The organism is Paenibacillus terrae HPL-003 (assembly GCF_000235585.1).
In the GTDB taxonomy this organism is placed as follows: domain Bacteria; phylum Bacillota; class Bacilli; order Paenibacillales; family Paenibacillaceae; genus Paenibacillus; species Paenibacillus terrae_B.
On sequence record NC_016641.1, the window covers coordinates 2,657,283 to 2,681,721 of the forward strand.

General features: G+C 46.6%; 22 protein-coding genes. 16 read left to right on the forward strand and 6 right to left on the reverse strand.

What is annotated here, in order from left to right; translation table 11 throughout:
- The first annotated feature begins 155 nt into the window (after nucleotides 1-155).
- From HPL003_RS12175 to HPL003_RS12205, 6 genes are all read left to right on the forward strand, one after another.
- Nucleotides 156-1,076, forward strand: a complete 921-nt coding sequence (locus HPL003_RS12175; protein WP_014279954.1) for an Rpn family recombination-promoting nuclease/putative transposase — start codon at nucleotides 156-158, stop codon at nucleotides 1,074-1,076.
- Nucleotides 1,077-1,272: 196 nt separating this feature from the next.
- Nucleotides 1,273-2,274, forward strand: a complete 1,002-nt coding sequence (locus HPL003_RS12180; protein WP_043922650.1) for a Gfo/Idh/MocA family protein — start codon at nucleotides 1,273-1,275, stop codon at nucleotides 2,272-2,274.
- Between the two features lie 331 nt (nucleotides 2,275-2,605).
- Nucleotides 2,606-3,631 (forward strand): methionine ABC transporter ATP-binding protein, encoded by a 1,026-nt coding sequence (locus tag HPL003_RS12190; RefSeq protein ID WP_014279957.1) that lies wholly within the window; start codon nucleotides 2,606-2,608, stop codon nucleotides 3,629-3,631.
- Nucleotides 3,621-4,283, forward strand: a complete 663-nt coding sequence (locus tag HPL003_RS12195; RefSeq protein ID WP_014279958.1) for a methionine ABC transporter permease — start codon at nucleotides 3,621-3,623, stop codon at nucleotides 4,281-4,283. Before HPL003_RS12190 ends, HPL003_RS12195 begins: the two co-directional genes overlap by 11 nt.
- 44 nt (nucleotides 4,284-4,327) lie before the next feature.
- Nucleotides 4,328-5,215 carry a MetQ/NlpA family ABC transporter substrate-binding protein gene (locus HPL003_RS12200; protein ID WP_014279959.1) on the forward strand — a complete coding sequence of 296 codons (888 nt, stop codon included), beginning with the start codon at nucleotides 4,328-4,330 and terminating at the stop codon, nucleotides 5,213-5,215.
- A gap of 58 nt (nucleotides 5,216-5,273) precedes the next feature.
- The gene (locus HPL003_RS12205) at nucleotides 5,274-6,482 is read left to right on the forward strand and encodes a M20 family metallopeptidase (protein WP_014279960.1); all 1,209 of its coding nucleotides are present in this window, start codon (nucleotides 5,274-5,276) and stop codon (nucleotides 6,480-6,482) included.
- A 298-nt stretch (nucleotides 6,483-6,780) separates the two neighbouring features.
- On the opposite strand, the gene HPL003_RS12210 is transcribed toward HPL003_RS12205, so the two are convergent.
- Both HPL003_RS12210 and HPL003_RS12215 read right to left on the reverse strand, forming a co-directional pair.
- Nucleotides 6,781-7,671, reverse strand: a complete 891-nt coding sequence (locus HPL003_RS12210) for a shikimate dehydrogenase (protein ID WP_014279961.1) — start codon at nucleotides 7,669-7,671, stop codon at nucleotides 6,781-6,783.
- A gap of 29 nt (nucleotides 7,672-7,700) precedes the next feature.
- Nucleotides 7,701-8,891 (reverse strand): MFS transporter, encoded by a 1,191-nt coding sequence (locus HPL003_RS12215; protein WP_014279962.1) that lies wholly within the window; start codon nucleotides 8,889-8,891, stop codon nucleotides 7,701-7,703.
- Between the two features lie 177 nt (nucleotides 8,892-9,068).
- Between HPL003_RS12215 and HPL003_RS12220 the strand changes: the two genes are divergently transcribed.
- The 3 genes from HPL003_RS12220 to aroD all read left to right on the forward strand — a co-directional run bounded on the left by HPL003_RS12220 (nucleotide 9,069) and on the right by aroD (nucleotide 12,245).
- Nucleotides 9,069-9,980: a LysR family transcriptional regulator gene (locus tag HPL003_RS12220; RefSeq protein WP_014279963.1), complete on the forward strand. Its 912-nt coding sequence runs from the start codon at nucleotides 9,069-9,071 to the stop codon at nucleotides 9,978-9,980.
- A gap of 129 nt (nucleotides 9,981-10,109) precedes the next feature.
- The gene (locus HPL003_RS12225; RefSeq protein WP_014279964.1) at nucleotides 10,110-11,375 is read left to right on the forward strand and encodes an MFS transporter; all 1,266 of its coding nucleotides are present in this window, start codon (nucleotides 10,110-10,112) and stop codon (nucleotides 11,373-11,375) included.
- Between the two features lie 105 nt (nucleotides 11,376-11,480).
- Nucleotides 11,481-12,245 (forward strand): type I 3-dehydroquinate dehydratase, encoded by a 765-nt coding sequence (gene aroD / locus HPL003_RS12230; protein ID WP_014279965.1) that lies wholly within the window; start codon nucleotides 11,481-11,483, stop codon nucleotides 12,243-12,245.
- A 155-nt stretch (nucleotides 12,246-12,400) separates the two neighbouring features.
- Here aroD and HPL003_RS12235 read toward each other — a convergent pair whose 3' ends face one another.
- Complete coding sequence (locus tag HPL003_RS12235; protein WP_014279966.1) at nucleotides 12,401-12,973, reverse strand: shikimate kinase; 573 nt, start codon at nucleotides 12,971-12,973, stop codon at nucleotides 12,401-12,403.
- A gap of 567 nt (nucleotides 12,974-13,540) precedes the next feature.
- Between HPL003_RS12235 and HPL003_RS12240 the strand changes: the two genes are divergently transcribed.
- The 3 genes from HPL003_RS12240 to HPL003_RS12250 all read left to right on the forward strand — a co-directional run bounded on the left by HPL003_RS12240 (nucleotide 13,541) and on the right by HPL003_RS12250 (nucleotide 16,527).
- Nucleotides 13,541-14,233 (forward strand): pectate lyase, encoded by a 693-nt coding sequence (locus HPL003_RS12240; protein ID WP_014279967.1) that lies wholly within the window; start codon nucleotides 13,541-13,543, stop codon nucleotides 14,231-14,233.
- Nucleotides 14,234-14,438: 205 nt separating this feature from the next.
- A complete protein-coding gene (locus HPL003_RS12245; RefSeq protein WP_014279968.1) occupies nucleotides 14,439-15,476 on the forward strand; it encodes an aminoglycoside phosphotransferase family protein in 1,038 nt (345 codons plus the stop codon).
- 52 nt (nucleotides 15,477-15,528) lie between these two features.
- Nucleotides 15,529-16,527 (forward strand): glycosyltransferase, encoded by a 999-nt coding sequence (locus HPL003_RS12250; RefSeq protein WP_014279969.1) that lies wholly within the window; start codon nucleotides 15,529-15,531, stop codon nucleotides 16,525-16,527.
- A gap of 102 nt (nucleotides 16,528-16,629) precedes the next feature.
- Here HPL003_RS12250 and HPL003_RS12255 read toward each other — a convergent pair whose 3' ends face one another.
- A complete protein-coding gene (locus tag HPL003_RS12255; protein WP_014279970.1) occupies nucleotides 16,630-17,838 on the reverse strand; it encodes an MFS transporter in 1,209 nt (402 codons plus the stop codon).
- Nucleotides 17,839-18,024: 186 nt separating this feature from the next.
- Here HPL003_RS12255 and cysK point away from each other — a divergent pair, with 186 nt between their 5' ends.
- Together cysK and HPL003_RS12265 are read left to right on the forward strand one after the other, a co-directional pair.
- Nucleotides 18,025-18,948, forward strand: a complete 924-nt coding sequence (cysK, locus tag HPL003_RS12260) for a cysteine synthase A (protein ID WP_014279971.1) — start codon at nucleotides 18,025-18,027, stop codon at nucleotides 18,946-18,948.
- Between the two features lie 145 nt (nucleotides 18,949-19,093).
- A complete protein-coding gene (locus HPL003_RS12265) occupies nucleotides 19,094-20,071 on the forward strand; it encodes an aldo/keto reductase (protein WP_014279972.1) in 978 nt (325 codons plus the stop codon).
- Between the two features lie 55 nt (nucleotides 20,072-20,126).
- Here the strand turns inward: HPL003_RS12265 and HPL003_RS12270 are convergent, their stop codons facing one another.
- Together HPL003_RS12270 and HPL003_RS12275 are read right to left on the reverse strand one after the other, a co-directional pair.
- Nucleotides 20,127-20,927, reverse strand: a complete 801-nt coding sequence (locus HPL003_RS12270; RefSeq protein WP_014279973.1) for a WYL domain-containing protein — start codon at nucleotides 20,925-20,927, stop codon at nucleotides 20,127-20,129.
- A complete protein-coding gene (locus HPL003_RS12275) occupies nucleotides 20,902-22,227 on the reverse strand; it encodes a helix-turn-helix transcriptional regulator (protein WP_014279974.1) in 1,326 nt (441 codons plus the stop codon). The genes HPL003_RS12270 and HPL003_RS12275 overlap by 26 nt, the downstream gene beginning before the upstream one ends.
- Before the next feature lie 242 nt (nucleotides 22,228-22,469).
- Here HPL003_RS12275 and HPL003_RS12280 point away from each other — a divergent pair, with 242 nt between their 5' ends.
- Together HPL003_RS12280 and HPL003_RS12285 are read left to right on the forward strand one after the other, a co-directional pair.
- The gene (locus HPL003_RS12280; protein ID WP_014279975.1) at nucleotides 22,470-23,294 is read left to right on the forward strand and encodes a nucleotidyltransferase domain-containing protein; all 825 of its coding nucleotides are present in this window, start codon (nucleotides 22,470-22,472) and stop codon (nucleotides 23,292-23,294) included.
- A gap of 85 nt (nucleotides 23,295-23,379) precedes the next feature.
- Nucleotides 23,380-24,171, forward strand: coding sequence for a TatD family hydrolase (locus HPL003_RS12285; protein ID WP_014279976.1), 792 nt, complete (start codon nucleotides 23,380-23,382; stop codon nucleotides 24,169-24,171).
- Nucleotides 24,172-24,439: the final 268 nt, after the last annotated feature.

The following is a 24,439-nucleotide window of genomic DNA, read 5'->3' on the forward strand; positions in this document are numbered from 1 at the left end:
AAATCTTGCACATATGTGCAGGTAAGCTTACTGAAAATGATCCATCAGGAATATGGACTGGCGGTCATGAAGCTGGTACATTTTGATTGATGAATACAGGAACGTATGTTCACTATTATGTTTTCTTATTCATTGTCGTGGTATAATATGAGCAGATGGAGCTGATTCTATTGGTAGAAATGCTGGACCCCCGCAACGATTTTTTGTTTAAGCGCATTTTCGGAAGCGAGGAAAACCGTGATGTGCTGTTAACTTTTCTAAATCGTACCTTTGAGGAAGCGGGGAAACCTCCATTGACGGAAATTGTACTTTTGAATCCTTATACGGATAAAGACGCACCGCGTGATAAGCAGTCTATTTTGGATATTCGGGCCAGAACGTCGGAAGGTCAGCTTATTAATGTGGAGATGCAGCTTTTTAATAAATATGACATGGATAAACGAACCTTGTTTTATTGGAGTAAACAGTATGCAGGACAATTGTATGAAGGGCAATCTTATAAGCTGTTGAGGAAGTGTGTAACGATCAACATTTTGAATTACTCTTTCCTGCCGAACAGCCGCTATCATAATGTGTTTCATTTGACGGAGGACCGTACGGGCATCCCGTTTAGTGATGATATGGAGTTGCATTTTTTGGAACTGCCCAAACTGGATGAGCACGAGATCCCGGCTGATAGTGGTGGCTTGGTCAACTGGCTTTTGTTTCTAAAGGGAAGTAATCCATCTCAATGGGAGGTATTAGCCATGAATGAACCTGGTTTGAAAAAGGCGATGACTACGCTGGAGTTTCTAAGTCAGGATAAAGAGGCGCGTTTACAGTATGAAGCTCGACAGAAGTATCTGCATGATGAGGCTTCCATGATTGAAGGCGCGAGGGAAGAAGGTTTGAAGCTAGGTAAGGCCGAGGGAAAGGCTGAAGGTAAGGCAGAAGGTAAAGCAGAAGGTAAAGTTGAAGGAGAGCGTCAAAAGGCAATTGAAATTGCACGAAATATGCTGAATATGGGGCTTGAAATCGAGGTAATTGCAAAAGCATCTGGCTTATCCGAATCAGAGGTCCGTGCATTGAAGGTATAAAACCAGCAAAAACATACGAAGACTGTGGTACAATCAGAGATGAACTTGGCTGATGACCGCAGTCTTTTTTTGTCGAATGGAGGATCTATAAGGACGAAGTATGCTTAACCGTATAGTGGACAAGCTTAGGCTAGAATGCGAGAATAGTTACATATATTAAATGTAAATTACTCACGGGGAAGGATGGGATACTGTGATACGTTTTGGTATTGTTGGAACCAACTGGATAACGGAGAGATTTATTCAAGCCGCGGTAGAGACGGACGAATTTGCCCTGACGGCGGTGTACTCACGAACAGAGGATAAAGGCAAAGTTTTTGCCGCCAAGTACAACAGCCATCCGGAGGTATTTACAGACTTGGCGCAAATGGCTGCAAGTGATCAGGTGGATGCCGTATACATTGCCAGTCCCAATTCATTGCATGCGGAGCAAGCGATTGTGTGTATGAATCACGGAAAGCATGTGCTGTGCGAGAAGCCGTTTGCTTCTAATGCAACGGAGGTGCAGAGCATGATTGAGGCTGCGCGCAACAATGATGTTTTGCTGATGGAGGCCATTAAATCCACGCTTATGCCAAACTTTAAAATCGTTAAGGACCATATGTATAAAATTGGTCGGGTTCGGCGTTATTTTGCAAGTTATTGTCAATATTCATCACGCTTTGATGCTTTTAAGCAAGGAAAAGTGTTGAATGCTTTTAATCCGGCTTTTTCGAATGGCTCCTTGATGGATCTTGGGGTTTATTGCCTGTATCCTATGGTGGCATTGTTCGGCAAACCGGAAGAAGTTCGCGCGGTTGGCGTGCTCTTGTCCTCTGGTGTAGATGGGGAAGGCAGCATCGCTATGCGATATCCGGATATGGACGCCGTCGTCATGTATTCCAAAATTACCGATTCATATTTGCCTGCCGAAATTCAGGGTGAGAATGGAACGATGGTGATCGACAAAATTAGCCAGCCGTATGAAGTGAAAATTCATTATCGGGACGGCACGATTGAGGATCTGACGAAAGCACAGACACGTGAACCGATGTATTATGAAATTCAGGAGTTTATTGATCTGATTAAAAGCGGAGAGCGCAATAGCTCCATTAATTCACTGGAGTGTTCACTCGCAGTCGCTGAAGTGATGGAGGATGCAAGACAGCAGATTGGCCTTCGCTTTGAAGCGGATTTAAAAAATACGTCTGCACGTTAGTTGGCTAGTGATTTAACGATACCCTAAAACAGGGAAACAGGGCTGCCGGTTTTGCAAACTTTGCAAACATTCGGTCGGCCTTTTTGGGTTTTATATGTCCAATAGTGTAAGCGGCTGTGATCACAGGAGGATGAATGATGTATTCATTTTTATTGACAGATTCTCCTTCTTGTCTTAAGGTGTTAACCATACGGTATATAGTTAAATAATTCCACCTCCTGTATAAATGGAGTCAAGGGAACTTTTTTTAGGCTATAATCCCGATTATTTCAACCGGATTACTAAAAAGAGTTGGGAGGGCAGGAGTACAGATGTAAGGGGGTAAGCGGGTTTGATTAAGTTTGAACAGGTCAGCAAGATATTTTCTTTACCCAATCGAAGGGTAAGTGCATTGGAAGAGGTTACGTTATCCGTTGAAAAAGGAGAGATTTTCGGCGTCATTGGCTTCAGTGGAGCAGGCAAAAGCACGCTATTGCGGCTTGTGAATTTGCTGGAGCGTCCCTCGGGAGGGCGAATTATTGTGAATGATCAGGATATTACCCGAATACGGCCCAAGGAGCTAAGGGATTTAAGAAGACGGATCGGGATGGTGTTCCAGACTTTTAATTTATTCAACTCGCGTACCGTGTATGGGAATCTGGCATATCCACTAAAGCTGGCCAAACTGCCAAAGGCGCAGATTGATGCTCGTGTTAAGGAGTTGCTGCAATTTGTAGCGCTGGAGGACAAGGCAGATTCCTATCCAGAGCAGCTATCTGGTGGTCAAAAGCAACGGGTTGGCATTGCCAGAGCACTGGCGAACTCGCCGGATATTCTGATATGTGATGAAGCGACCTCGGCGCTCGACCCGGAGACGACAGAAGATATATTAAAGCTACTGAAAAAGGTCAATGAGGAATATCAGATTACGATTTTACTCATTACTCATGAAATGAACGTGATCCGCAGTATCTGTGATCGTGTCGCGGTGATGGAGAATGGCAGGGTGATAGAACAGGGCAATGTGTTCGATGTGTTTGCCAATCCACAGACGAAAACGACCAAAAATTTTATTCGCTCAGTACTGAATGATCAGCTTTCACCCAAACTGCTCAGCAAGATTCGGGAGCACCACGCCGGGCGGCTGTACAGACTTATTTTTCGGGATGGAGCAACAAGTGAACCTGTGCTATCGAGAGCTACACGCAAACACAATCTGGATTACAATATCGTATACGGAAGCATTAATGAGCTACAGGGAGCGTTGTTCGGGAGCCTGATTGTTGAGTTGATCGGGGCAGAAGACGAGGTTAACAAGGTCGTGGAAGAACTGCGAACGACGGTAGAAGTCAGGGAGGTCGTCGATCATGAGAGTTAATTGGGATACATTTTGGTTTAAGGTGGTGGAGGCTACAGGTGAAACGCTTCTGATGGTTGTCGTCACGCTGGCATTTGCCAGTATTCTGGGGCTTGCCATTGGTTTGCTGCTGTATGTGACACGCCAAGGGAGCCTGTTTGAAAACAAATTTGTATTTATGGTTCTGAATTTGCTGATTAATATCATCCGGCCGATTCCATTTATTATTTTCCTGGTCGCGATTAGCCCGTTTACGCGCTTAGTCATGGGGACCACCATTGGAACCTCGGCGGCTATTTTCCCGATGACCATTGTAGCTGCCTTTGCTGTAGCAAGGATTGTGGAAAATAATCTGGTTTCCATTGACCCTGGGATGATTGAAGCGGCCAAGGCATTGGGGGCGACTCCTTATCAGATCATCACGGGTGTGCTAATTCGAGAAGCGTTGGGACCTTTAATTCTCGGGCTGACGTTTATTACAGTGGCATTGATTGACTTCTCTGCAATGGCTGGCACCGTAGGTGGGGGGGGTCTTGGACATCTGGCGATGACCTATGGTTATCAACGGTTCGATACCTCGGTCATGATTGTCACGATTGTTTTGCTGATCATTTTTGTACAGGTTGCCCAATATGCGGGGAACTACCTGTCACGTAAATTTTTACGACGCTGATTTGAAATCAGGTATCTTACATAACGATTAAAGGAGAAATGGACATGAAAAAAATGCTTCGTTTGGGTTTGCTCGCTATTCTTAGTGTATCTCTTCTTTCTGCTTGCTCGGCTAATAGTTCAGGCTCAGGTGCAAATGAAAAGGTGCATGTTAAAATCGGGGTTTCCGGCTCGGAAGATACGTATTGGGATGTGCTCAAGAAGAAGGCGGAGGCTAAAAATATTGAAATTGAGCTGATCAGCTTTTCGGATTACACGTTGCCCAACAAGGCACTTGCCAATAAAGAGGTGGATTTAAATTCCTTTCAGCACTTGGCCTTCCTCAGTCAGTTCAACGTGGAAAATGATCTGAGCATCGTCCCCATTGGTGCAACGGTCATTGCTCCGATGGCGCTGTACTCCGAAAAATTCAAAAACGTATCGGATATTCCTGATGGCTCCAAAATTGCTATACCGGATGACCCCTCCAATCAGGGACGTGCTTTGAAGCTGCTCCAGTCTGCCGGGCTGATTGAATTGAAGAAGGATGCCGGCTTGTATCCAACCACAGATGAGATCGAAGGCAATCCGAAAAAGCTGGAGATCGTTCCTGTCGTTGCCCAACAGACGCCGCGTGTGTTGTCTGATGTAGCAGCTTCGGCCGTAAATAGCGGTGTTGCCACAGATGCCGGACTCAAGCTGGACGCGTCCCTTTACAAGGATGATGCAAATAGCGAGGAATCGAAGCCTTATATCAATGTATTTGCCGCCCGTGCGGAGGATAAGGACAATGCGACCTATAAAACGATTGTGGATTTGTATCATGATCCGGAGGTAGCGGAGGCGGTAAAACAGGATTCCAAAGGAGCCAACGTCGTGGTAGACCAGTCTGCGCAGGAGCTACAGGCTACATTAGATAAGCTGGTGGCGGATGTCAAAGCGCAAAAGAAATAAGGGTGTTTAAAAAACAGGATTGAAAACATATGATACCAAAAAAAGAGGAGAGATTGCGATGAGTGCAACGAACACGGTGGATACGCACAAGCAGCGGATTGTAGAACACATTGAGAGTTCCCGGACGCTCTATACGGATACGAGTCGGTTTATTCATGCCAACCCTGAAATCGGCAATCAGGAATTTCAAGCTTCCCAGGCGCTGACAGATATTTTGCAGCAGGCGGGTTTTGAGATAACCCGTAACGTAGCGGGTCACGAAACCGGATTTGTTGCCCGCAAGGCTTCGACCCGACAAGGTCCGAAAATCGGATACCTGGCGGAATATGACGCGCTGCCTGGCCTGGGCCATGCTTGCGGCCATAACATTATCGGGACGGCGAGTACGGCTGCCGCCATTGCTTTGGCTCAGGTTATTGACGAGACGGGAGGCGAGGTGTATGTATTCGGCACTCCGGCAGAGGAAGGCGGGCCTAATGGCAGTGCAAAGGGAAGCTTCGTGAGACATGGGCTGTTTGAAGCGATTGACGCTGCATTGATGGTTCATCCGTCTGGTGTGACCCGGCTGACTTCGCCAAGCCTGGCGGTTGACCCGTTGGACTTTCATTTTTACGGGAAAGCCGCTCATGCTGCCGGATCACCGGAGCAGGGGATTAACGCGCTGGATGCGGTTCTTCAATTATTCAGTGGCATCAATGCCTTGCGTCAGCAGCTTCCCACGGATGTACGGATTCACGGCATTATTACGCATGGGGGAGACGCACCCAATATTATCCCAGATTATGCATCTGCACGCTTTTTCATCCGGACAAGCACTTGGCAGCGAACGGAGGAGGTTTCCGGGAAGGTTCGTAATATCGCAGAAGCTGCCGCACTGGCAACAGGGGCTACCGTGAAGATCGAACGTTTTCAAAATGAAGTGCGTGATTTCATTCTGAATGATACGCTGGATGAAGTTGTAGGCCGGGAACTGGAAGCGTTGGGAGAACAGTTGGATCGTGGACCACGTGGCGGAATCGGCTCGACGGATGCGGGCAATGTAAGCCACGTCATTCCCACTGCGCATGCCTACATTAAAATCGGACCGGACGATCTAATTGCACATACGGTGGAATTTCGGGAGGCGGCTGGCTCTGCCAAGGGAGAGGAAGCCTTAGTAACTGGCGCGAAAGCGTTGGCCTTGTCTGGGCTACAGCTACTGGTAGATGAAGCGCTGCTGGCCGCGGTGAAGGAAGATTTTAAACGCACGCATTCAGCGGCACAATAAGCATCATCAGTGATGTAAAGCAGAGCGATCTGATCTGAGCGTTGCAGTTCGTGAATAGTGCTGCGGCGAAATTCGATTATAATTGCTTCTATAATGAATAGCATCAAAGGATATCCTACAGTCTTGGAGTATGTATGGCTGGGACGAATGAATTCGACCCATATAAGGATTAATGAATTAATTTAGTAATAAAAAGAGACTATGGCCCAGCAGGAGCAATCCTTCGCCTGGCATAGTCTCTTTTTATTATTATATAGAAGGTTTTAGGAGAATTTCATAGGGGCACACCGTGCAAATCTTACAGTTGGTCCGCAAACAGCTGTTCCTTGATATAAGAAACCGGCATTTCTTGACCTGTCCACAGTTCGAAAGCAAGTGCGCCCTGCCACAGCATCATGCCCAGACCGTTAATGGCGGTTGCACCTACGGATTGAGCTTGCTCCATCAGCTTGGATTTAGCCGGGCTGTATACCACATCAGTCACGATCAGGTCGGAACGAAGCATGGATACATCTTCAATCACACTTTTGCCTTCCAGCGGTTTCATGCCGACGCCTGTACCGTTAGCGAAGATATGACTTGTGCGGATCTCTTCACGTAATTGTTCTTGATCCTCCAGAGGATATATATTTGCTTTGACTTGGGTGTGTTTCATATCTTCATTAATAATACGGACATTTTCTTCCGCACGGGCAAAGAACTGATCGTTACGAGCAAAGATTGAAATTTCAGCCAGACCTGCTCGAGCTGCTTCAATGGCAATCGGAGTAGCTGCGCCGCCAGAGCCGACGAGTGTCATTTTTTTACCTGTCAGATCAATACCGTGTTCACGCAAGTTACGAACATAACCAGATCCGTCTGTGCTGTAGCCTTTCAGCTTACCATCCGTATTCACAACGGTGTTGACGGCACCTGTAAATTTAGCGCTGTCGTCCAGCTCGTCAAGGTACTGCACAATGGCTGTTTTGTTTGGCATGGACACGTTATAACCACGTACGTTCAGAGCACGCATCCCCCGTACCACTTCTTCCAGCTGTTCATTTCCTACTTCAAAGGCCATATACGCATTGTTCAGGCCCAGTTTTTCAAACGCAAGATTATGCATAGCCGGGGACAAAGAATGTCCGATCGGTGTAGCAAGCAATCCAATTAATTGTGTTCTTCCGTCAATACGTCCAGCATTTTTCATGATATAAGCCTCCAAGTTATCTGTGTAGTTTAATGAAACACTTTTTTATATCGATAAGCAACAAACACGGCCAGCAAAATACTGACTACGGCAATTGCAATATCCAGAATGAACACGGAAGTAATTCCGAGGCTCTTGGACATTCCCCCGGTAGCTAACGGCATCAGAATGAACGAAAGACTGGCTGCAATGTTCACGAGAGAAGTCGTAGTTCCTTTATTCTTGCGGAAAAATTCGGTCATAACGGTGAGAGCAATTTGGAATATGCCTGCGGTAGACAATCCGATTAAGAATGAACTGATGATCGTAGCGACAGGATTGTGCCATGTAATTAAAGCCAACAAAGAAAGCAGGGCAATAAACGGATACACAATCATGACGGTAATCGGTTTAATAAATTTACCAAGCACGACAGCTAACAGAAGCACTGAAACCAACGAACCTATACTATAGTAGCTTAGCAGTTTAATGGCACTGGCTTTCTCCATGCCCAGGGCCTCTTGACCAAAGGTAGGAAGCCATAGCTGCACGACCATGAACAATAAAGTGGAAGTAAAACCGATAATAATCAGGGACAGGCCTTCTTGCCAAAACTTAGGCTCGCTGCGGAAAGTATCTCCTGATAGGGCAGCTTCGGTTGTAGCTTTTTGATCCTCCAATTTGTGATTGGGGAAGGTTGACATCGACAAGAAGATACCGCTAAGCAGATAAATACCTGCCGGAATAAAGAAGGAGTACCCGTAGAACATATCGTGATTAATAAAGAATGCAATCATGAACGGAATGACAATGGCACCGATAGAAACGGATGCTTTGACCAAGACGGTTGCAGATCCGGCTTTTTTTCCGAAACCTTCAATTAAAGCGGGATATGTTCCCGAATCCATCATGGAGTTACAAAGCCCTGCGATAATTGCAAATACGAATGCCAACGTATAATTGGGTGCAAGGGGAATACCGATCAGGAAAATTAAATAAGCAAATGATGCAGTCACAACGAGCGGCTTTCTTCCGTATTTGTCTGACATTTTCCCGGCTACCCCAAGAGCCAGCAGCTTACCGATCCCGATGGCTGACACCAGATAGCCGATGGCTGCTTTATCCGTGTTCAATTGCACGGTCAGGAAGCTCATATTCGAGGAGAGGATAACATTGATCATACCCAGAAGAAAATAGTTGATGTAAAGCCCTGTTGCCATTCTGATATAAGGATTTTTCATGAGTGTAGCTCCCAACTTAAGTTTTAGATCAATGGCCTAGTAGTGAAAAAATTCACATTGTTTCTATGTCTTTATTATATAAGCAGTGTTATTATAAATCCAATGCATATTTCTATCGTTTTCCATAGTTTGTGTCTATAATTTAAATTATAAATTAAAGAAGGAGACGGCATAATTATGAACCTGAAGCACTTACAATATTTTCGTGTACTCGCAGAGATGGAGCATTTTACTCAAGCAGCTGTACGACTATGTATTACTCAACCCAGTTTAAGCCATGCGATTTCAGAATTGGAAAAGGATTTGGGGGTTCATTTGTTTGAGAAGCATGGGAGGAATATTCGGCTGAACAAATACGGACGATTTTTCCTGAAATATGTGGAGCATGCGATGGATGAATTGGAGAAGGGAGAGCACAACTTGCGGGAATTGGTTAGTCCAAGCCACGGGAATGTGGATCTGGCGTTCATTTACACGTTAGGCTCTCACTTCATTCCAGCGATCATTCAAGCCTTCTCGGCTTTGGAGGACCGTAAAGATATATCCTTTTCTTTTCACCAAGGGAATACGAACGATATTATCCAGGGGCTGAAGCAGGAACATTATGATGTGGCATTCTGCTCTCACGTGGAAAATGAACCGGATGTGGAATTCATTCCACTCGCTCAGCAGGAACTTGTCGTTATTGTTTCACCCGATCATCCGTTGGCTTCCCTGGACCAAATCGATCTCAAGGATACAGCGGATTATCCGGTGATCTTTTTTAACAAAAAAAGTGGTATCCGGCCCATTATTGAAAATTTGTTCACCAGAGTAGGTGTCTCTCCAGAGATCATTTGCGAGATTGAAGAGGACACGGCGATGGCAGGACTGGTATCTGTGAATTACGGAATTGCGGTCATGCCCCGAATTTCATCGTTGGATTATTTTAACGTCAAAACATTGCCCATTGTAAATCCCGAATACGAGCGTTTTATCTATCTGGCCAGTATCAAAAATAGATATTTATCCCCGGCAGTAGTGGACTTTCGGAACTTTGCACTAAGTTACGGCAAGGAGTTTTATCTGAAAACACATCAACGCGTCTAAATTTAAGTCCCGCAATATTTAAACTTGATAAATTTAAAAATGTGTTCTATACTTCATCATCGACACAGGTAATGTGAAAGGATTCACATTTTTACACTACGAGACTTACTTACAAAAGCAGGTGAATTCATGGTGAAGCGTTCTTCTTTTTCGGTGGCGACCGGCCTTTATGTAAACTATCTTTTGTTCGGTATGTTTAATATTATGCTGGCGTCACACATGTCCTTCTTAACAGAGCATTTGAATACAGATCAGGTGGGCATCAGTCTTTTGGTATCCGCGATGGGATTTGGCAGGTTATTTACCCTGTACATATCCGGGGTGCTCTCCGACCGTTATGGCCGCAAGCCGTTTATTGTGGCAGCTGGCTTACTGATGGCCGTATTCCTAGTCGGTATTCCGCTCAGCCCCAGCTTTGAGATAGCGATGGTACTGGCTGTGCTGGCAGGCGTAGCGAATTCCTTTCTCGATTCAGGCACCTACCCAGCTCTGATCGAAGCTTTTCCCCAATCCTCCGGTTCGGCTACGGTTTTGGTGAGAGGTTTTATATCCATCGGAGCGGCATTTTTACCGTTAATGATTATCTTTTTTATGAAGCATGATATTTTTTATGGTTTTTCTTTCTTTTTACCAGCACTCATATTTACTTTGAATGCTGTTTACCTGTTCAAGATGAAATTTCCAGACATGCGGGTTCAGGCACCCAAGGATTCAATTCGGGATAGTCCTGCAACCAACGTTGAACAACAAACGGTAAAGCCGGAGGCGAATGATCGGAGTAAGCCGCGGTTCTGGCAGGAAGGGATTTACCTTATTTTGCTTGGTTTTACCGGACCTACCTTGCTTTATATTGTCCAGTTGTGGCTGCCTACTTTTGGACAGCAGTTTATCGGTATGACCGAATCAGAGTCCCTGAGCTTATTAGTCTATTACAATGCCGGTTCTCTCGTTTCTGTGTTCGTATTGGTGATTGTGTTAAGAAAGTGGATTAAACCTGTTCACATTATTCTTATTTATCCATGCATTTCTTTGTTGGCTTTTGGAGCATTGCTCCTTTTCAAATCACAGGCTGCAGCCATTATTAGCTCGTGTGTCATCGGATTTTCCATTTCGGGTGTGCTTCAACTGACATTGACCGTAATGAGTGAGTTTTTCAGTCAACGAAAAGGACAGATTACCGGGTTCATTTATACAGCGACCTCTCTGTCATACACAGTTATTCCTGTGTTTACGGGGTTCCTTTTGAAACATTCCCAGATATCCAGTGTGTTCATGCTGGCTATTATTGTGAATGTGTTGGGAATTGTGCTGGCGATATTTGTTAATTTTCGGTACAGTACCGTTTTTCCAGCGACTCGCAAATTGCCCTCCAAAATCGTGCTGGAAACGGAATAGGAGGGCAGGCTGGACCTAATCATCAGTAGGATTATTCAGAATGCGTTATAATATGAAATATTGTAAATGTTCGACTTGAAACTATGATTTGGGAGTGAGTTAGATATGGCAAAAATCGTTAAGGTGAAAGATGTTCTGATCGGTGAAGGAGCACCTAAAATCTGTGTCCCGATGGTGGGAGAAACGTTGGAGCAACTGAAGGAAGAGGCTGCCCATTTACGTACACTCGACCTGGATATCGTGGAGTGGAGAGTCGATTTTTTCGAGCATGTAGAGGATTTGGAGAAGGTTAAGGCTGCCTTGATTGAAATCCGGCCCATTTTGGCGAATATTCCGCTCGTCTTTACGTTCCGCAGTGCCCGGGAAGGCGGGGAAAAGGAAATCAGTACGGCGAGTTATGTGGAGTTGAACCGCACGGCAGCCGAAACGGGACAGGTAGATATCATTGATGTGGAGCTTTTTAATGATGAAGCCGATGTGAAGGCGCTGGTGGAAGCTGCGCATAAGCATAACGTATCCGTGATTATATCCAACCACGATTTCCAGAAGACACCGCCCAAGGAGGAAATCGTTTCTCGGTTGCGTAAAGCACAGGAGCTGGGAGGCGATTTGCCTAAAATAGCGGTTATGCCGACAAGTACAGCCGATGTGCTGACCTTGCTGGATGCCACCCGTACCATGGCAGAGGAATATGCAGACCGGCCTATTATAACGATGTCGATGGCGGGAAAAGGTGTCGTGAGCCGTCTGACCGGAGAGCTATTTGGTTCGGCTTTAACCTTTGGTGCCGCTAAGAAAGCTTCCGCGCCGGGGCAGATACCTGTCACTGAACTGAGAGAGATATTAACAGTGCTGCACAATCATTCATAAAAGACACATGGTATTAATGCTGACAACCCAAGTGCCAGTGCCAGCATCAAAAAAAGGAAGGCCCGCATGCAGCAAGCATGATGGAGCCTTCCTTTTTGTTAAGTGTTTGTGAGTTCGGGAGACGCCAATGGTCTGCCGATGATCCTGTCAGAAACTTAATTCAACCCACGGGTGGACTCATACAGTTCCCAACCGAGATTTAGAGTTTGAATAATATAGTCTGCGACTTCTTCCGCATCCAACTGATTTGTATCGATCCTGGAGTGATTCACCGCGTAAATGTCCTGTCTGGAACGGAAAAGAGCTTCGATTTCCTCCAAATTCTTGTTTTGCAGATTGGGCCGGGTATCGATGAGCATCTTGAGTCGATCCTTCCAGGATTCCCAATTTAAATCTAAAAAGAAGACAATAGATGAAGCCAGGCAGGCCTGTTTAACCTCTTCTTGTAAAAAGGCACCGCCGCCAACCGAGATGACTTTCAGGCGGGTATTGCTGCATAGTTTGAGAATATGATCTTTTTCAATCTCACGGAATCTTTTTTCTCCATATGTTTTGAAAATTTCTGTTGTCGGCATGTTGTACTCTTGTTCAATCTCCTGATCAATATCCACAAAGTCCCGATACAGCTTGCGCGCGAGATGGGAGCCGATCGTTGTTTTGCCTACACCCATAAAGCCAATGAGCACAATATTCTGTTCTCTTAATGGAATCTCTCTCTTGTTTTGCATCATAACCACTCTTTTCCCACCAGTAATGTTGAGATTGTAACGCTTCAAAGCGCTAAATACATAAATATATTATACGTTTATCAAACGTGTCATTCAATAGCATAGATCACTTTAGGAGAAAGGTACAAGATAAAAATGGTGTTCATTACCATATGGATGATATTGAACATGTAAGACGGATTAGTTCATAAAGTAATTTCATGCGTAATTTTGCGAAAAATAAACTTGTACAAGTATAAAAAAGTCAATTTTGTGTACTTAATTGAAAAAAAGAGCATAATTTGCCGAAAAGTATATTGAAATTATTGGAAGTACGATTATAATGGAATTATGCATAATGTAAATGAAATTGCTGTATTTACATTATGTGTTTATTTTATACAAGGTAAGTAACCTACTTTGAACCAAATACCAAGTATACATATCTTAATAGTTACATATATGTTATAGACATGTATCGGTCGATTGGGTCATTGTATAAAGGCGGTGATACGGTCTACGGGCTCTAGTCAACTACGAATTGGGCGGCGGAAATAAAAAAAACATGTACGAGAGGGATGAATTGAAATGAACACAAGAACAGCCAAAGTATTGAAAAAGGGAATGAGTATCGCTTTATCAGGTATGCTGGTCGCTTTATTTGTCGGCAATTATTCTGCTCATGCAGCTCCAGAAGTCGTTAGTAAAACCATACTTGTTAAAGCCGGAGAAGTATACGATGGTAAAGGGAAGACAGTAGCAGCTGATCCAAAAACTTTGGGTGACGGAAGCCAGAAAGAGGCCCAAAAGCCTATTTTCAAGCTTGAAAATGGTGCAACTTTGAAAAATGTTATCATTGCTGCGCCTGCTGCGGATGGCGTACATGTTTATGGTAATGGCACGATCTCCAACGTAACATGGGAGGATGTAGGTGAAGATGCCTTGACGCTTAAAGAAGCAGGCACGGTAAACATTACGGGCGGCGGAGCGTACCACGCATATGACAAAGTGTTCCAAATCAATGCGGAAGGCACGATTAACATTAAAAACTTTAGAGCCGATGATATCGGAAAGCTGGTTCGCCAACTTGGGGACTCTAAATTCAGAGTGAATATGACTCTGGACAACTCGGATATTTCCAACGTAAAGGATTCGATCCTGAGATCGGATGGTCCTAACAGCAAAGCTAAAATTACAAACACTCGTTATCATAATGTGCCACAATTGTTCAAGGGCTTTAAATCCGGTAATACGAGCGAGTCCGGGAATAGTAAATATTAATCGGAATAGGATAGGAGCGGGGATGGAAATCGATAGATTTGAATTTATCCTTGTATAGATTGAAAATAGGGGCTGTCCCACAGATCGTTTGGATCTGATTGGACAAGCCCCTGTTTTAGCTTTTATTTGTTTTTCGTGCCACCGGAAGATACCGTTGGAACGCTCAAAGGACAAGCGGGACTTCGTTCAGAACGAGTACTGTGATATGATCATGCTATTACATTTTATACAAAAAAGTTGGGAAGCTATGAATCTATTTCATCCATATGTGAATTTTGACGGTACTTTAGATGACACGCAAGTCTGGAGTCGGGAAGTTTTATATACAGGTACAAATGGTCGGCATGTTGAACGTTTTTACGTGTCACCTTCTGAGAGTTATGTGTTCAAGCCATTAACTAATGATGAGCAAGAAGGCCGGGAGAGATGGGTGTATGAGCACGTACTTCCTTCGCTACCGTCGGTTTATCCCCGATTGCTAGATTGGTCTGATTCAGGTGGGGATGGCGGAGTAGAATGGATGATTTTTGAGGATCTTGGTCCATTGCATCATCTGCATGATGAAGAAGCCATGTTGCAAGCTGCCGGACTTGTAGCAGGGTGGCATGCTTTGTCGACGGATCGTTTTACTGGAATTCCACTGCGAGGACCAAAGCCGCTCATTCAGGATTTGGTTTCTGAGCTGTACATGCGCAAGATTGATGTGTTGAAGCTTTGCAGTTCGTTAGGGTTTCCTAAACAGCAGGTTCAGCGTATTTATGCACAACTGGATCACTTCGCTTTTTCACCGCAGCTTGTGTTGTCTCATGGTGATCTTCATCCGGGCAACTATGCGCTGAGTGGGGAGCGGCTAATGGTACTGGATTGGGAGCATGCCCATTTGAACACACCGCTCTGGGATGTGTATCATCTGATCGACATGTCCCACCCGTTGTTTCCCCGGCGTATAACGTTCGACTTGCGAATTCGCTTGCTGGACAGGTATTTGGAGCAGCTGGAGCTGTTGGGAGCAGGACTGGAGCGAGGCGCATTTATGCAAGAATATGGCATGTTTGCTGTAGTATTTTCGCTGTGGATGCTGTTGTTAATTGAAAGCGATTTGCGAGAGATCGAAACGAAATTGCATATAAACGGTGATAAATGGTCAAAAGAGCAATTAGAAGCCCAACGGGGCGAGGCGTTAGCCTGTTTGAACCAATGCGCAGCGATGATGGAATGGGGACAAGTCAGAAGGTGTGAATAAAGAGTTTGAGCTACAGCGTGTGTACAGATTGTAAACAAAGGTGGGGACATATATGAAAAAAGTCGGTTTGGTCATGAGAAAAATACAGTTTTCCGAAGCGCAGGGCCCGCGTATTTTTGCGGAACGTCTAAAGCAGATCGGGCTGGAGCTGGGCGTGGATATCGTATTTGTGTCACCGGAGCGCCATGTTAGCAGCCATGACTGGCTTCCCGGTTATGAGCATGAAAAGAGTGATCTTGTTAATTATGACGTGGTACTCGACCAGCTTCATGAGCAGCAGATTGAGCATGTTATTTATACGGTATCCGGCTTTACATATTTGAATATGTTTTTTAAAAACAGTGTTCTTTTTCCACACAGCTTTCCTGATCCGGCGCTTACAGGCTATGAGATGATGAAGCCTTTTTATCAGATCGTGGACAAGGCTATTGTGCAGACTGACTTTCTAAAGCAGGAGATGGCATCCAAATTTGGTGTAACCGATGTGACGGTCATCCCGATTGGGTTTAATGAGCGGCTGGTGGAAAAGCATTTTGACCCTTCGCAGGTCGTGGAGAATCGGGTGATGTGGATCGGAAGAGATGAGGAGAATCGGCGTCCTGATCTGGTGCTGGAATATGCGCGGCATAATCCCGACAAGGAAGTTTACATGGTGTTTGGCGGGGAACGCTACAAGGAAAGCATGAAAAAGTACGATATCCCTGACAATGTGAAGCTTCAATTTGCGTTGACACAGGATGAGGTGTTTGCGCTGATGAATACGGCGAAAGTATACTGGAGCTGCTCCAAATTCGACACGTTTGCGATGCCGCTGACCGAATCGCTGGCTATGGGCAAAATCGTTGTGAAGCCCGAGCATCCTTGCTATGGACATATCAGCTCCACGCACTCTTTTTCGGGCAATGAGAAAAACTGGTTCGAGCTGGTCAATATGGCTGCCGCCTCCCCTCGTCGGGTTTCCACGGAAAATCAGGCGTATGCCTTGGAAAAGTTTTCGAGTAAGGTGATGAAGCAGGGGTATCGGGACTTTTTTGAAGGTTGGTTAAGCTGAGCGGCGAGGCAGAATACTTCGATTTAAACATGCGTTTAAGCGTCCAAAAATAGAGGGTGGATTACAAAGAAGGGACTTTCGCTTAAGTGAAAGTCCCTTTTTTTAGGATTGTATTCCCGCTACGTCTTCAGAATGAGCAGTTCTGCGGTCGATTACGTAGCTGACCAGCAAGAGAAGCAGGCCGCCGAGGGTGATAAGAGATGCAACCCATGGGATGGCGGAGAGTCCCATCTGGTTAATAACAACCCCACCGATAAAAGCGCCTCCTGCGTTGCCCAGATTCAATGCGGAATGGCTGGAGGTAGAGGCGAGCAAAGGGGCCTCATAGGCCAGATTCATGATGCGAACCTGAATGCCAGGCATAATGCCGAACGCGGCAATGCCCCAAATAAAGACGGTGATGACGGCCAGCACCGGGCTTTGAAGCGTGAACGTCAGGATGGCCAAAATAATAGCCAGTATAGCATAGTTTGCGATCAGCGACGGCAGCAGCTTCCAATCCGCGAGCTTGCCACCGACGATGTTGCCGATGGTTACGCCAAGGCCAAACAGGACGAGAATCCACGTAATGCTATGCTCGGCAAAGCCGCTAATGTCGGTCAGTAAAGGCGTGATGTACGTAAAGACGGTGAACAGGCTACCACAACCGACAGCACCTATGAGCAGCATCAGCAGCACCTTCGGATTAAACAGGCTTCGGACTTCTTGTTTGAGACTGGAAGGCTTGTCCTGAGGAGTGACCGGAATGTAACGGATGATGCCAAAGAGAGAAATCAGGCCGATTACGACGATGGCTCCAAAGGAAGCGCGCCAGCCGAGCTGTTGCCCGATAAAGGTGCCAAAAGGCACGCCGATAATGTTGGCTACGGTCAGTCCGGTCAGCACCATGGAGATGGCACCCGCTCGTTTATCAGGACGGACCAGCCGGGCGGCGATCAGGGAACCAACTCCCAAAAAGGTTCCGTGCGATAATGCGGTAGCCATGCGGGCTGCAATCAGAAGCTCGTAGTTGGGAGCAATGACAGAAAAAAGGTTGCCTAAAATGAATATGATCATCAGCAGGCATAACAGCTTTTTTTGTGGCACCTTGTGAGTTAATACAGTGAGCACAGGTGCGCCAATGGCCACACCAAGCGCGTAGCTGGTGATTAGCTGTCCGGCTTGCGGGATGGTAACATGAAGATCCTGGGCTACATTAGGCAGAAGACCCATAATGACGAATTCGGTCATGCCGATGGCAAAGGCACCGAGCGTCAACCATAGCAAGGAGGGGGGGAAGCGATTGGCTGTCAAATTTTCTTGAGTATTCATGAGTGTCTTGTATCCTCCTGAAAAATAGTAATGCGAGTATATCATTAGAAACCACATCTGGCGACCCATTTGCAAGAATTTTACATACTAAGCAGATAAGATTTATGTATTTTACAAAAGCGGCAGGTATGAGCGGGTTAAATATGTTATTTTTATAGTATGGACCTATCCAAGGAGGATACAATGATGACGCTTAAAGTGGTACATAGTATTACAGATTTAATTGGAGATACGCCTTGTGTGCGGCTCCAACGGTTAACCGGACCGCAGGATGCGGAAGTGTATGTGAAGCTGGAATACTTTAATCCCAGCGGCAGTGTTAAGGATCGGGCGGCGGGTAATCTGATTGCCGTGGCGGAAAAGGCCGGACACTTAAAGCCAGGTGGAACTATTATTGAGCCGACCAGCGGAAATACGGGGATTGGCTTAGCGATGAATGCGGCAGCCCGAGGCTACCGTGCGATTTTGGTGATGCCGTCGAATATGACGAGGGAACGAATCAATATTTTAAAAGCATACGGGGCTGAGGTTGTGCTGACACCAGCGGAAGAACGGATGTCAGGAGCGATTCGCAAGGCGCTGGAGCTGGGGGCTGAAATTGAAGGGAGCTTTATCCCGCATCAATTTGAAAACGAGGCCAACCCGGATATCCACCGTACGACGACTGCGCTTGAAATTTTGGAGCAGACGGAAGGCAAGCTGGACGTGTTCGTCGCTTCTTCGGGAACAGGCGGTACGATTACGGGAACAGGTGAGGTGCTGCGCCAGCATTTGCCGGATCTGCGGGTTGTCGTGGTAGAGCCGAAGGGTTCGCCAGTGCTGTCAGGGGGCAAGCCGGGTCCGCATAAGCTGGTTGGTACTAGCCCGGGATTCGTTCCTGCTGTACTGAATACGGATATTTATGACGAAATCGTACAGGTTTCAGATGAGGATGCGATTGCAATGACACGGGCAATTGCTGCTCAGGAAGGAATTCTCGTCGGACCTTCCAGCGGAGCTACCATATGGGCGGCAATTCAGGAAGCTCGGCGCTTGGGGCCGGGTAAACGGGTGCTTTGTATTGCCCCGGATACAGGAGAGCGATATTTGAGCATGGGTATTTTCGGATAAAAAATTTGGAATAAAAGAGAGCCATTCGTGCGAGATGCTGGTACACAACCATATATAGATGGTAAAATAGGCTTTGAAAACGATTACAATTATGTATAGCATGGGATGATAAAGAATGATCTTGAAGAGTTGGAGGGGAAGCAGCATGAAGATTATGCCTTTACAGAAACGCAACATTTCGGATAGCCGTCTGGTGCTTGGCTGCATGCCTTTTGGCGGGGAATGGGATCGTACGCCGTATACACAGGAGCATGTGGTGGAAGCAGAACGGGCAGTAGAAGCCGCGCGTTCCATTGGCATTACGATGTTTGATCATGCAGATATCTATCGGGCAGGGAAAGCGGAAGAGATTTTCGGTCGAATTTTAAAGGGACAACCCGGCTTGCGTGAGCAGATCGTGATTCAGTCCAAGTGTGGTATTTGTCTTCCTGAAGATACGCTCCCGACCCGTTTTGATTTTTCATATGCTCATATTATGGAGTCTGTGGATGGTATTCTGAAGCGTTTGGGCACTGAATATTTGGACATTCTGCTGCTGCACCGTCCTGATCCGTTGGTAGAGCCGGAAGAAGTAGCGAAGGCGTTCAGCAAGCTCAAGGCATCCGGCAAAGTACGGCATTTCGGTGTTTCCAATATGAATGTAAGCCAAATTCAGTTTCTGGAGCGCAGCCTGGCGGAGCCGCTGATTGCTAATCAATTGGAGATGAGCCTGGCGCATCTACACTTTATAGATCAGACGGTGCATGTGAATCAGCAAGCGGGGACGAATGTCCATTTTGGCGAAGGCTTAATGGAATTCTGCCAAACACAGGATATTCAGCTTCAAGCGTGGAGTCCGTTGGCACAGGGACGTTTTAGCGGCAGTTCTTTGGACGGACAGCCGGAGCGTATACGCCAAACAGCAGAGCTGGTACAAAAGCTGGCTGCTGAAAAGGAAACGACACGTGAAGCAATCGTCCTTGGCTGGATCATGAAGCACCCGGCACGCATTCAGCCTGTCATTGGTACCGCCAATCCAGCACGGATCAAGGCTTGTCAGGATGCTGAACGCCAGAGCGAGCTAATGACCCGCGACGAATGGTATACTTTATATGTCAGCGCTCGCGGGGAAAAGTTGCCTTAATATGTGTAAAGCCCATTCTTTGTCGATAGGACAGAGGATGGGCTTTTTTATGTGGCTAATCCTCTTCGTATCTTGCGAGAGCCTTGCCGATGGTTTCCTTCATTCGTGAGATCAACCGGGAGCCTTGGACGACCTTGACGCGTTTCCCGAGAAAACGGATTTTGGACAGTACATATTCACATTCGTCTGCCTGAAAAGTGAGCGTAATACGATAGGTATCCACATCCTGAACATACTCCACCTCTTTCTCAAAGCAGGAGAAGGCATATAAAATACGGGATAATTCCCCGTTGTACACAGGCATAATTTCAATGATGCCCTGTTCTTTGCGTGACTCCAGAATACCGAGTATGCGTTGGGTGAACTTTGCTGTCTTTTCAGATGAAAATTCCTCTTCGGTGATGGTTGCGATGTTGGTCAGCTTGGTGGACATCAGTGCACGGTGTCGGCGGTTGTACCAAAGCAGGCTCCATTCTTTTTTGACCATGGAAAATTCCAGTTTATACGGAAAGCCGGATATACGCTCATGAACACGCCCGTTGCGCATTCTGTAGCTCATACAGATACCTGAGCGGGACCGCAGGATGGGACGCAATATACGCAGGAGCGGATGATAAACCGGGGAGGCAGGAATGCCGGCCTTTTCCCTCAAGCTGCCATCGACCTCCAGCGGCTCGTCATCTGCGAGCATCAGCCGAAGCTTATCGAGCGTAGACGGGGTAAAAGCTTCTGTCGCCGCCGGATCTGCCAGCATGGACTGGAGCCAGATTCTTTCCTGCGATGTGGTGGCAAAAACGCCCGATTCATCCAGCCGCGAGACGATCTGGTAGTTAAATATTTTCTCGAATAGGCTCATAATAGGCTTGAAGCTCCCTCCATTCCTGCTTGAATTCGTGACGCAGCCGTTTGGGCTCCAATACCTCACAGCTTGATCCAAAGCTGCGCAGCCATGGTTTAATCTCGGTGATTCCGTTCACTGTAATTTCATAGATAAAGAATTCACTTTCTTCCTCCGTGATCGTTCCCCATTGCCCCTGCAATAGCACGCGTTCCCGAATAAAGTTGCGTTTGGCACCTTCGGGATTGAAAAAACGTACCCGCACTTTCACGGCACGACCGGTATCTACAAGCCAGCTATATCGCGTTCTTTCTTCCAACACGGCCAGCAGGTCAGCAAAACGCTTCTCGGACACGTGTTCGCCCTCCGCCAATTGTGTCATGCCCTCCATGCGGAACTTCATGATCTCTTTGCCGCGCACCTGACCCAGCACATACCAACGCCCGTATTGATGATCATAGATGACTTGCAAGGGAAGAATGGTGTGCTCACGGCCTTGGGTTTCTTTTTCAAACAGCGGATTCGTGTTCTGTGACCCATACATGCTTCGTTTGGCCGCCGAAAAGTACAAAAAAGTTACACAGCGACGTTGCCGAATGGCGTGAAGAAGCGGATGAATATGAGCCTCATCCAGAATGCGTGAGTAATAGTGGTATTTGTATAAAAAAGGTTCTGCGATCTCCTGTTCCCCCGCTTGACGGCGCATAGCTTTTTTCAAATGATCCCGCAGCAGATATCCCTGTACAGAGGGGAGGTGCGTATTCGCCATTACGTCCACAAAGTCATACAGGTCCAGTAATTCCTCGTCCGTCAGTCCAGTGACCAGATCGTTGCGGACAGCATAGCGATAAGGTCTGCCTCCGGATTCCTTGCGAACCACGCCGACTTCGACGAGATATTTCAGGTCTGAACGGATCGTTTTCTCATCCGGCAATGCACTGTCGGCAGGCAATCCCTCGCAACAGGCATCCAGCAGCTCCATGGTGGTCAGCGGTTGTGACTGTAGCGCTGTCAGCAGAAGGGCCAAGCGGACGCTTTCCGATTCCTTAAGCGATTTGGCCCGAAACAGGAATAACAGTAGCGGATCAGCGGATTCGTAGTAGTTAAAGCGCAGCATTTCATTGAAGTCATGTCCTTGCTCCGCTGGTAACTGTTGCTGCACGGATTGAACGATTTCTTTGAGACGCCGGATTGTTTTGTCAAAGGTGTGTACCGAAATGCCCAGTCTGTCTGCAAATTGCTGCCGATTATAAGCGCCGCTCGTTAGTGTCAGCATGCGCAGAAATTGAATTTCTTTATCAAAGCTTTCTCTCGCCATGGCGGATTCCCCGTTTCTGTTGCCGTTCTCCGAACACAAGTATCCCTATATTCTAACAGGGAAGGGATGCAGGAAAAAGGGAATTTATTCATCTTTGTAATACTTTCGCCATGTTCGCGGCAAGCAAAATATAGGATGATATAAATACCAAGTAGAACCCGTCAGCCAAGACGGGGCGTAGAATGAATGAGGAGCATTCAGGAAATATCAAGGTATAAAAGGGCGGTTAGGGAGGAAATAGCATGACAGATATAAAACATGAGCGGGATTCAATCAGACCGGAAATGCGTGAAACGATATTGCAGGAGCTGCGCGTTTTGGAGCAGGAGGAGCAGGTGCGCATTATATATGCCTGTGAATCAGGCAGTCGGGCGTGGGGATTTCCTTCACAGGATAGTGACTACGATGTACGTTTTATCTATGTAAGGCCGGTGGAGTGGTATTTGTCCATTTTTGATAAACGGGATGTGATTGAGCGTCCGATCAACGATTTGCTGGATATCAACGGCTGGGATTTGAAAAAAGCGCTCAATCTGTTTCGCAAGTCCAACCCACCTTTGCTGGAATGGCTGCAATCCCCGATCCCCTATCTGGAGCAATATTCAGTGGCAGAGCAGATTCGCGCTATATCGCCGTTAACCTTCTCGCCGAAGTCTTGTATGTATCACTATCTGAATATGGCACGGGGCAACTATCGGGATTATTTGCAAGGAGAACAGGTGAAGATTAAAAAGTATTTTTACGTGCTGCGTCCGCTGCTGGCCTGTGGCTGGATCGAGCGTTACAACAGCATGCCTCCGATGGAATTCGAAGACTTGCTGGAGGAATTAATTCCGGCGGATACAGAGCTTTATCAGGTGATCGGACAATTGCTGCAACGTAAAAAAGCCGGCGAGGAACTGGATATTGAGCCACAGCTTTCGGTGGTGAATGATTTTATCCAGCAGCAAATGGCTTATTTTGAACAAAAGGCGCCCTTGCTCCAGCATATGGAGGGCGGACGTGATCAGCAATTGGATGATTTGTTCCGTGCTGCGGTGAAGGAAGTATGGCAAGCCGAACTGTAAAGACTGGTTCGTTGACTATGAATCGGGAGAAATAATGGTATGGGAACATGGTCCGAGATTATAGTTTTATAAAGGAGGAACTGAAATGGGTACGTCACTGATTGATATTGGTGTAAATCTGATGCATCGTTCGTTTCATGAGGATCGGGAGCAGGTGGTGGAAAGAGCGGCAGCCGAAGGGATTACACCGCTGATTATTACCGGGACAAGTGTCCGCAGCAGCCGGGGGGCTTCACAGTATGCGGCACGTTATCACGGCAAGCTTTATGCGACGGCTGGTGTGCATCCCCAGGATGCCAAAGACTGTACCCCGGATACGATTCAACAGCTCCGTACGCTGGCGGGTCAGCCGCAGGTCGTAGCCATCGGGGAATGCGGGCTGGATTATAACCGTGATTTTTCTCCGCGTGATGTGCAGCGTCAATGGTTTGGGGAACAGATGAAGCTGGCTGGCGAGCTGAAAATGCCGTTATTTTTGCATGAGCGGGACGCGCATGAGGATTTTGCGGCTATGCTGCGGGAGCATAATGGGCTGGTAGATAAGGCGGTGGTGCATTGCTTTACCGGAACCGCACAGGAGTTGCACACTTATGTAGATATGGGATTGTACATCGGTATTACAGGCTGGATCTGCGACGAACGACGCGGCAAGCATTTGCGTGAACTGGTCAGGGATATTCCATTGGACCGTCTGATGATTGAAACGGATGCTCCATTTCTCACCCCGCGTAATTTACCTGTAAAGCCGAAGGAAGGGCGCAATGAGCCGATCTATCTCGCACATATTGCCGCTACGGTTGCAGAATGTACAGGTCGAAGCATCATGGAGATCGAAATCGCGACGACAGAGACAGCCAAACGTTTTTTCGGATTGTAGGATTGTCAAAGCAATAGATGTGGTGTACATTATAGTGAATTAAAAAGCATTGTCGGGAGCTTGAGAAAGTCAGGCTGAGAGGGTGGCCCCTGCCATCGACCGTGAAATCTGATCTGGGTAATGCCAGCGTAGAGAAACCTAGAGCACTATACAGGAATGCCGCTTGTTTTGCGGTTGTCGATAGATTCGGCTCATATCTTATAATCAAGCTGGACGGCTGCAAGGCTGTAAAATGCTCCGCATGTTTTTGGGGCAGGCTATTTTGACG

Coding starts and splice junctions, on each gene's coding strand:
- HPL003_RS12175 (WP_014279954.1), top strand. CDS start 156: ATGGAGCTGATTCTATTGGTAGAAATGCTGGACCCCCGCAACGATTTT.
- HPL003_RS12195 (WP_014279958.1), top strand. CDS start 3,621: ATGAGAGTTAATTGGGATACATTTTGGTTTAAGGTGGTGGAGGCTACA.
- HPL003_RS12200 (WP_014279959.1), top strand. CDS start 4,328: ATGAAAAAAATGCTTCGTTTGGGTTTGCTCGCTATTCTTAGTGTATCT.
- HPL003_RS12205 (WP_014279960.1), top strand. CDS start 5,274: ATGAGTGCAACGAACACGGTGGATACGCACAAGCAGCGGATTGTAGAA.
- HPL003_RS12210 (WP_014279961.1), bottom strand. CDS start 7,671: ATGAAAAATGCTGGACGTATTGACGGAAGAACACAATTAATTGGATTG.
- HPL003_RS12215 (WP_014279962.1), bottom strand. CDS start 8,891: ATGAAAAATCCTTATATCAGAATGGCAACAGGGCTTTACATCAACTAT.
- HPL003_RS12220 (WP_014279963.1), top strand. CDS start 9,069: ATGAACCTGAAGCACTTACAATATTTTCGTGTACTCGCAGAGATGGAG.
- HPL003_RS12225 (WP_014279964.1), top strand. CDS start 10,110: ATGGTGAAGCGTTCTTCTTTTTCGGTGGCGACCGGCCTTTATGTAAAC.
- aroD (WP_014279965.1), top strand. CDS start 11,481: ATGGCAAAAATCGTTAAGGTGAAAGATGTTCTGATCGGTGAAGGAGCA.
- HPL003_RS12235 (WP_014279966.1), bottom strand. CDS start 12,973: ATGCAAAACAAGAGAGAGATTCCATTAAGAGAACAGAATATTGTGCTC.
- HPL003_RS12240 (WP_014279967.1), top strand. CDS start 13,541: ATGAACACAAGAACAGCCAAAGTATTGAAAAAGGGAATGAGTATCGCT.
- HPL003_RS12245 (WP_014279968.1), top strand. CDS start 14,439: ATGATCATGCTATTACATTTTATACAAAAAAGTTGGGAAGCTATGAAT.
- HPL003_RS12250 (WP_014279969.1), top strand. CDS start 15,529: ATGAAAAAAGTCGGTTTGGTCATGAGAAAAATACAGTTTTCCGAAGCG.
- HPL003_RS12255 (WP_014279970.1), bottom strand. CDS start 17,838: ATGAATACTCAAGAAAATTTGACAGCCAATCGCTTCCCCCCCTCCTTG.
- cysK (WP_014279971.1), top strand. CDS start 18,025: ATGACGCTTAAAGTGGTACATAGTATTACAGATTTAATTGGAGATACG.
- HPL003_RS12265 (WP_014279972.1), top strand. CDS start 19,094: ATGAAGATTATGCCTTTACAGAAACGCAACATTTCGGATAGCCGTCTG.
- HPL003_RS12270 (WP_014279973.1), bottom strand. CDS start 20,927: ATGAGCCTATTCGAGAAAATATTTAACTACCAGATCGTCTCGCGGCTG.
- HPL003_RS12275 (WP_014279974.1), bottom strand. CDS start 22,227: ATGGCGAGAGAAAGCTTTGATAAAGAAATTCAATTTCTGCGCATGCTG.
- HPL003_RS12280 (WP_014279975.1), top strand. CDS start 22,470: ATGACAGATATAAAACATGAGCGGGATTCAATCAGACCGGAAATGCGT.
- HPL003_RS12285 (WP_014279976.1), top strand. CDS start 23,380: ATGGGTACGTCACTGATTGATATTGGTGTAAATCTGATGCATCGTTCG.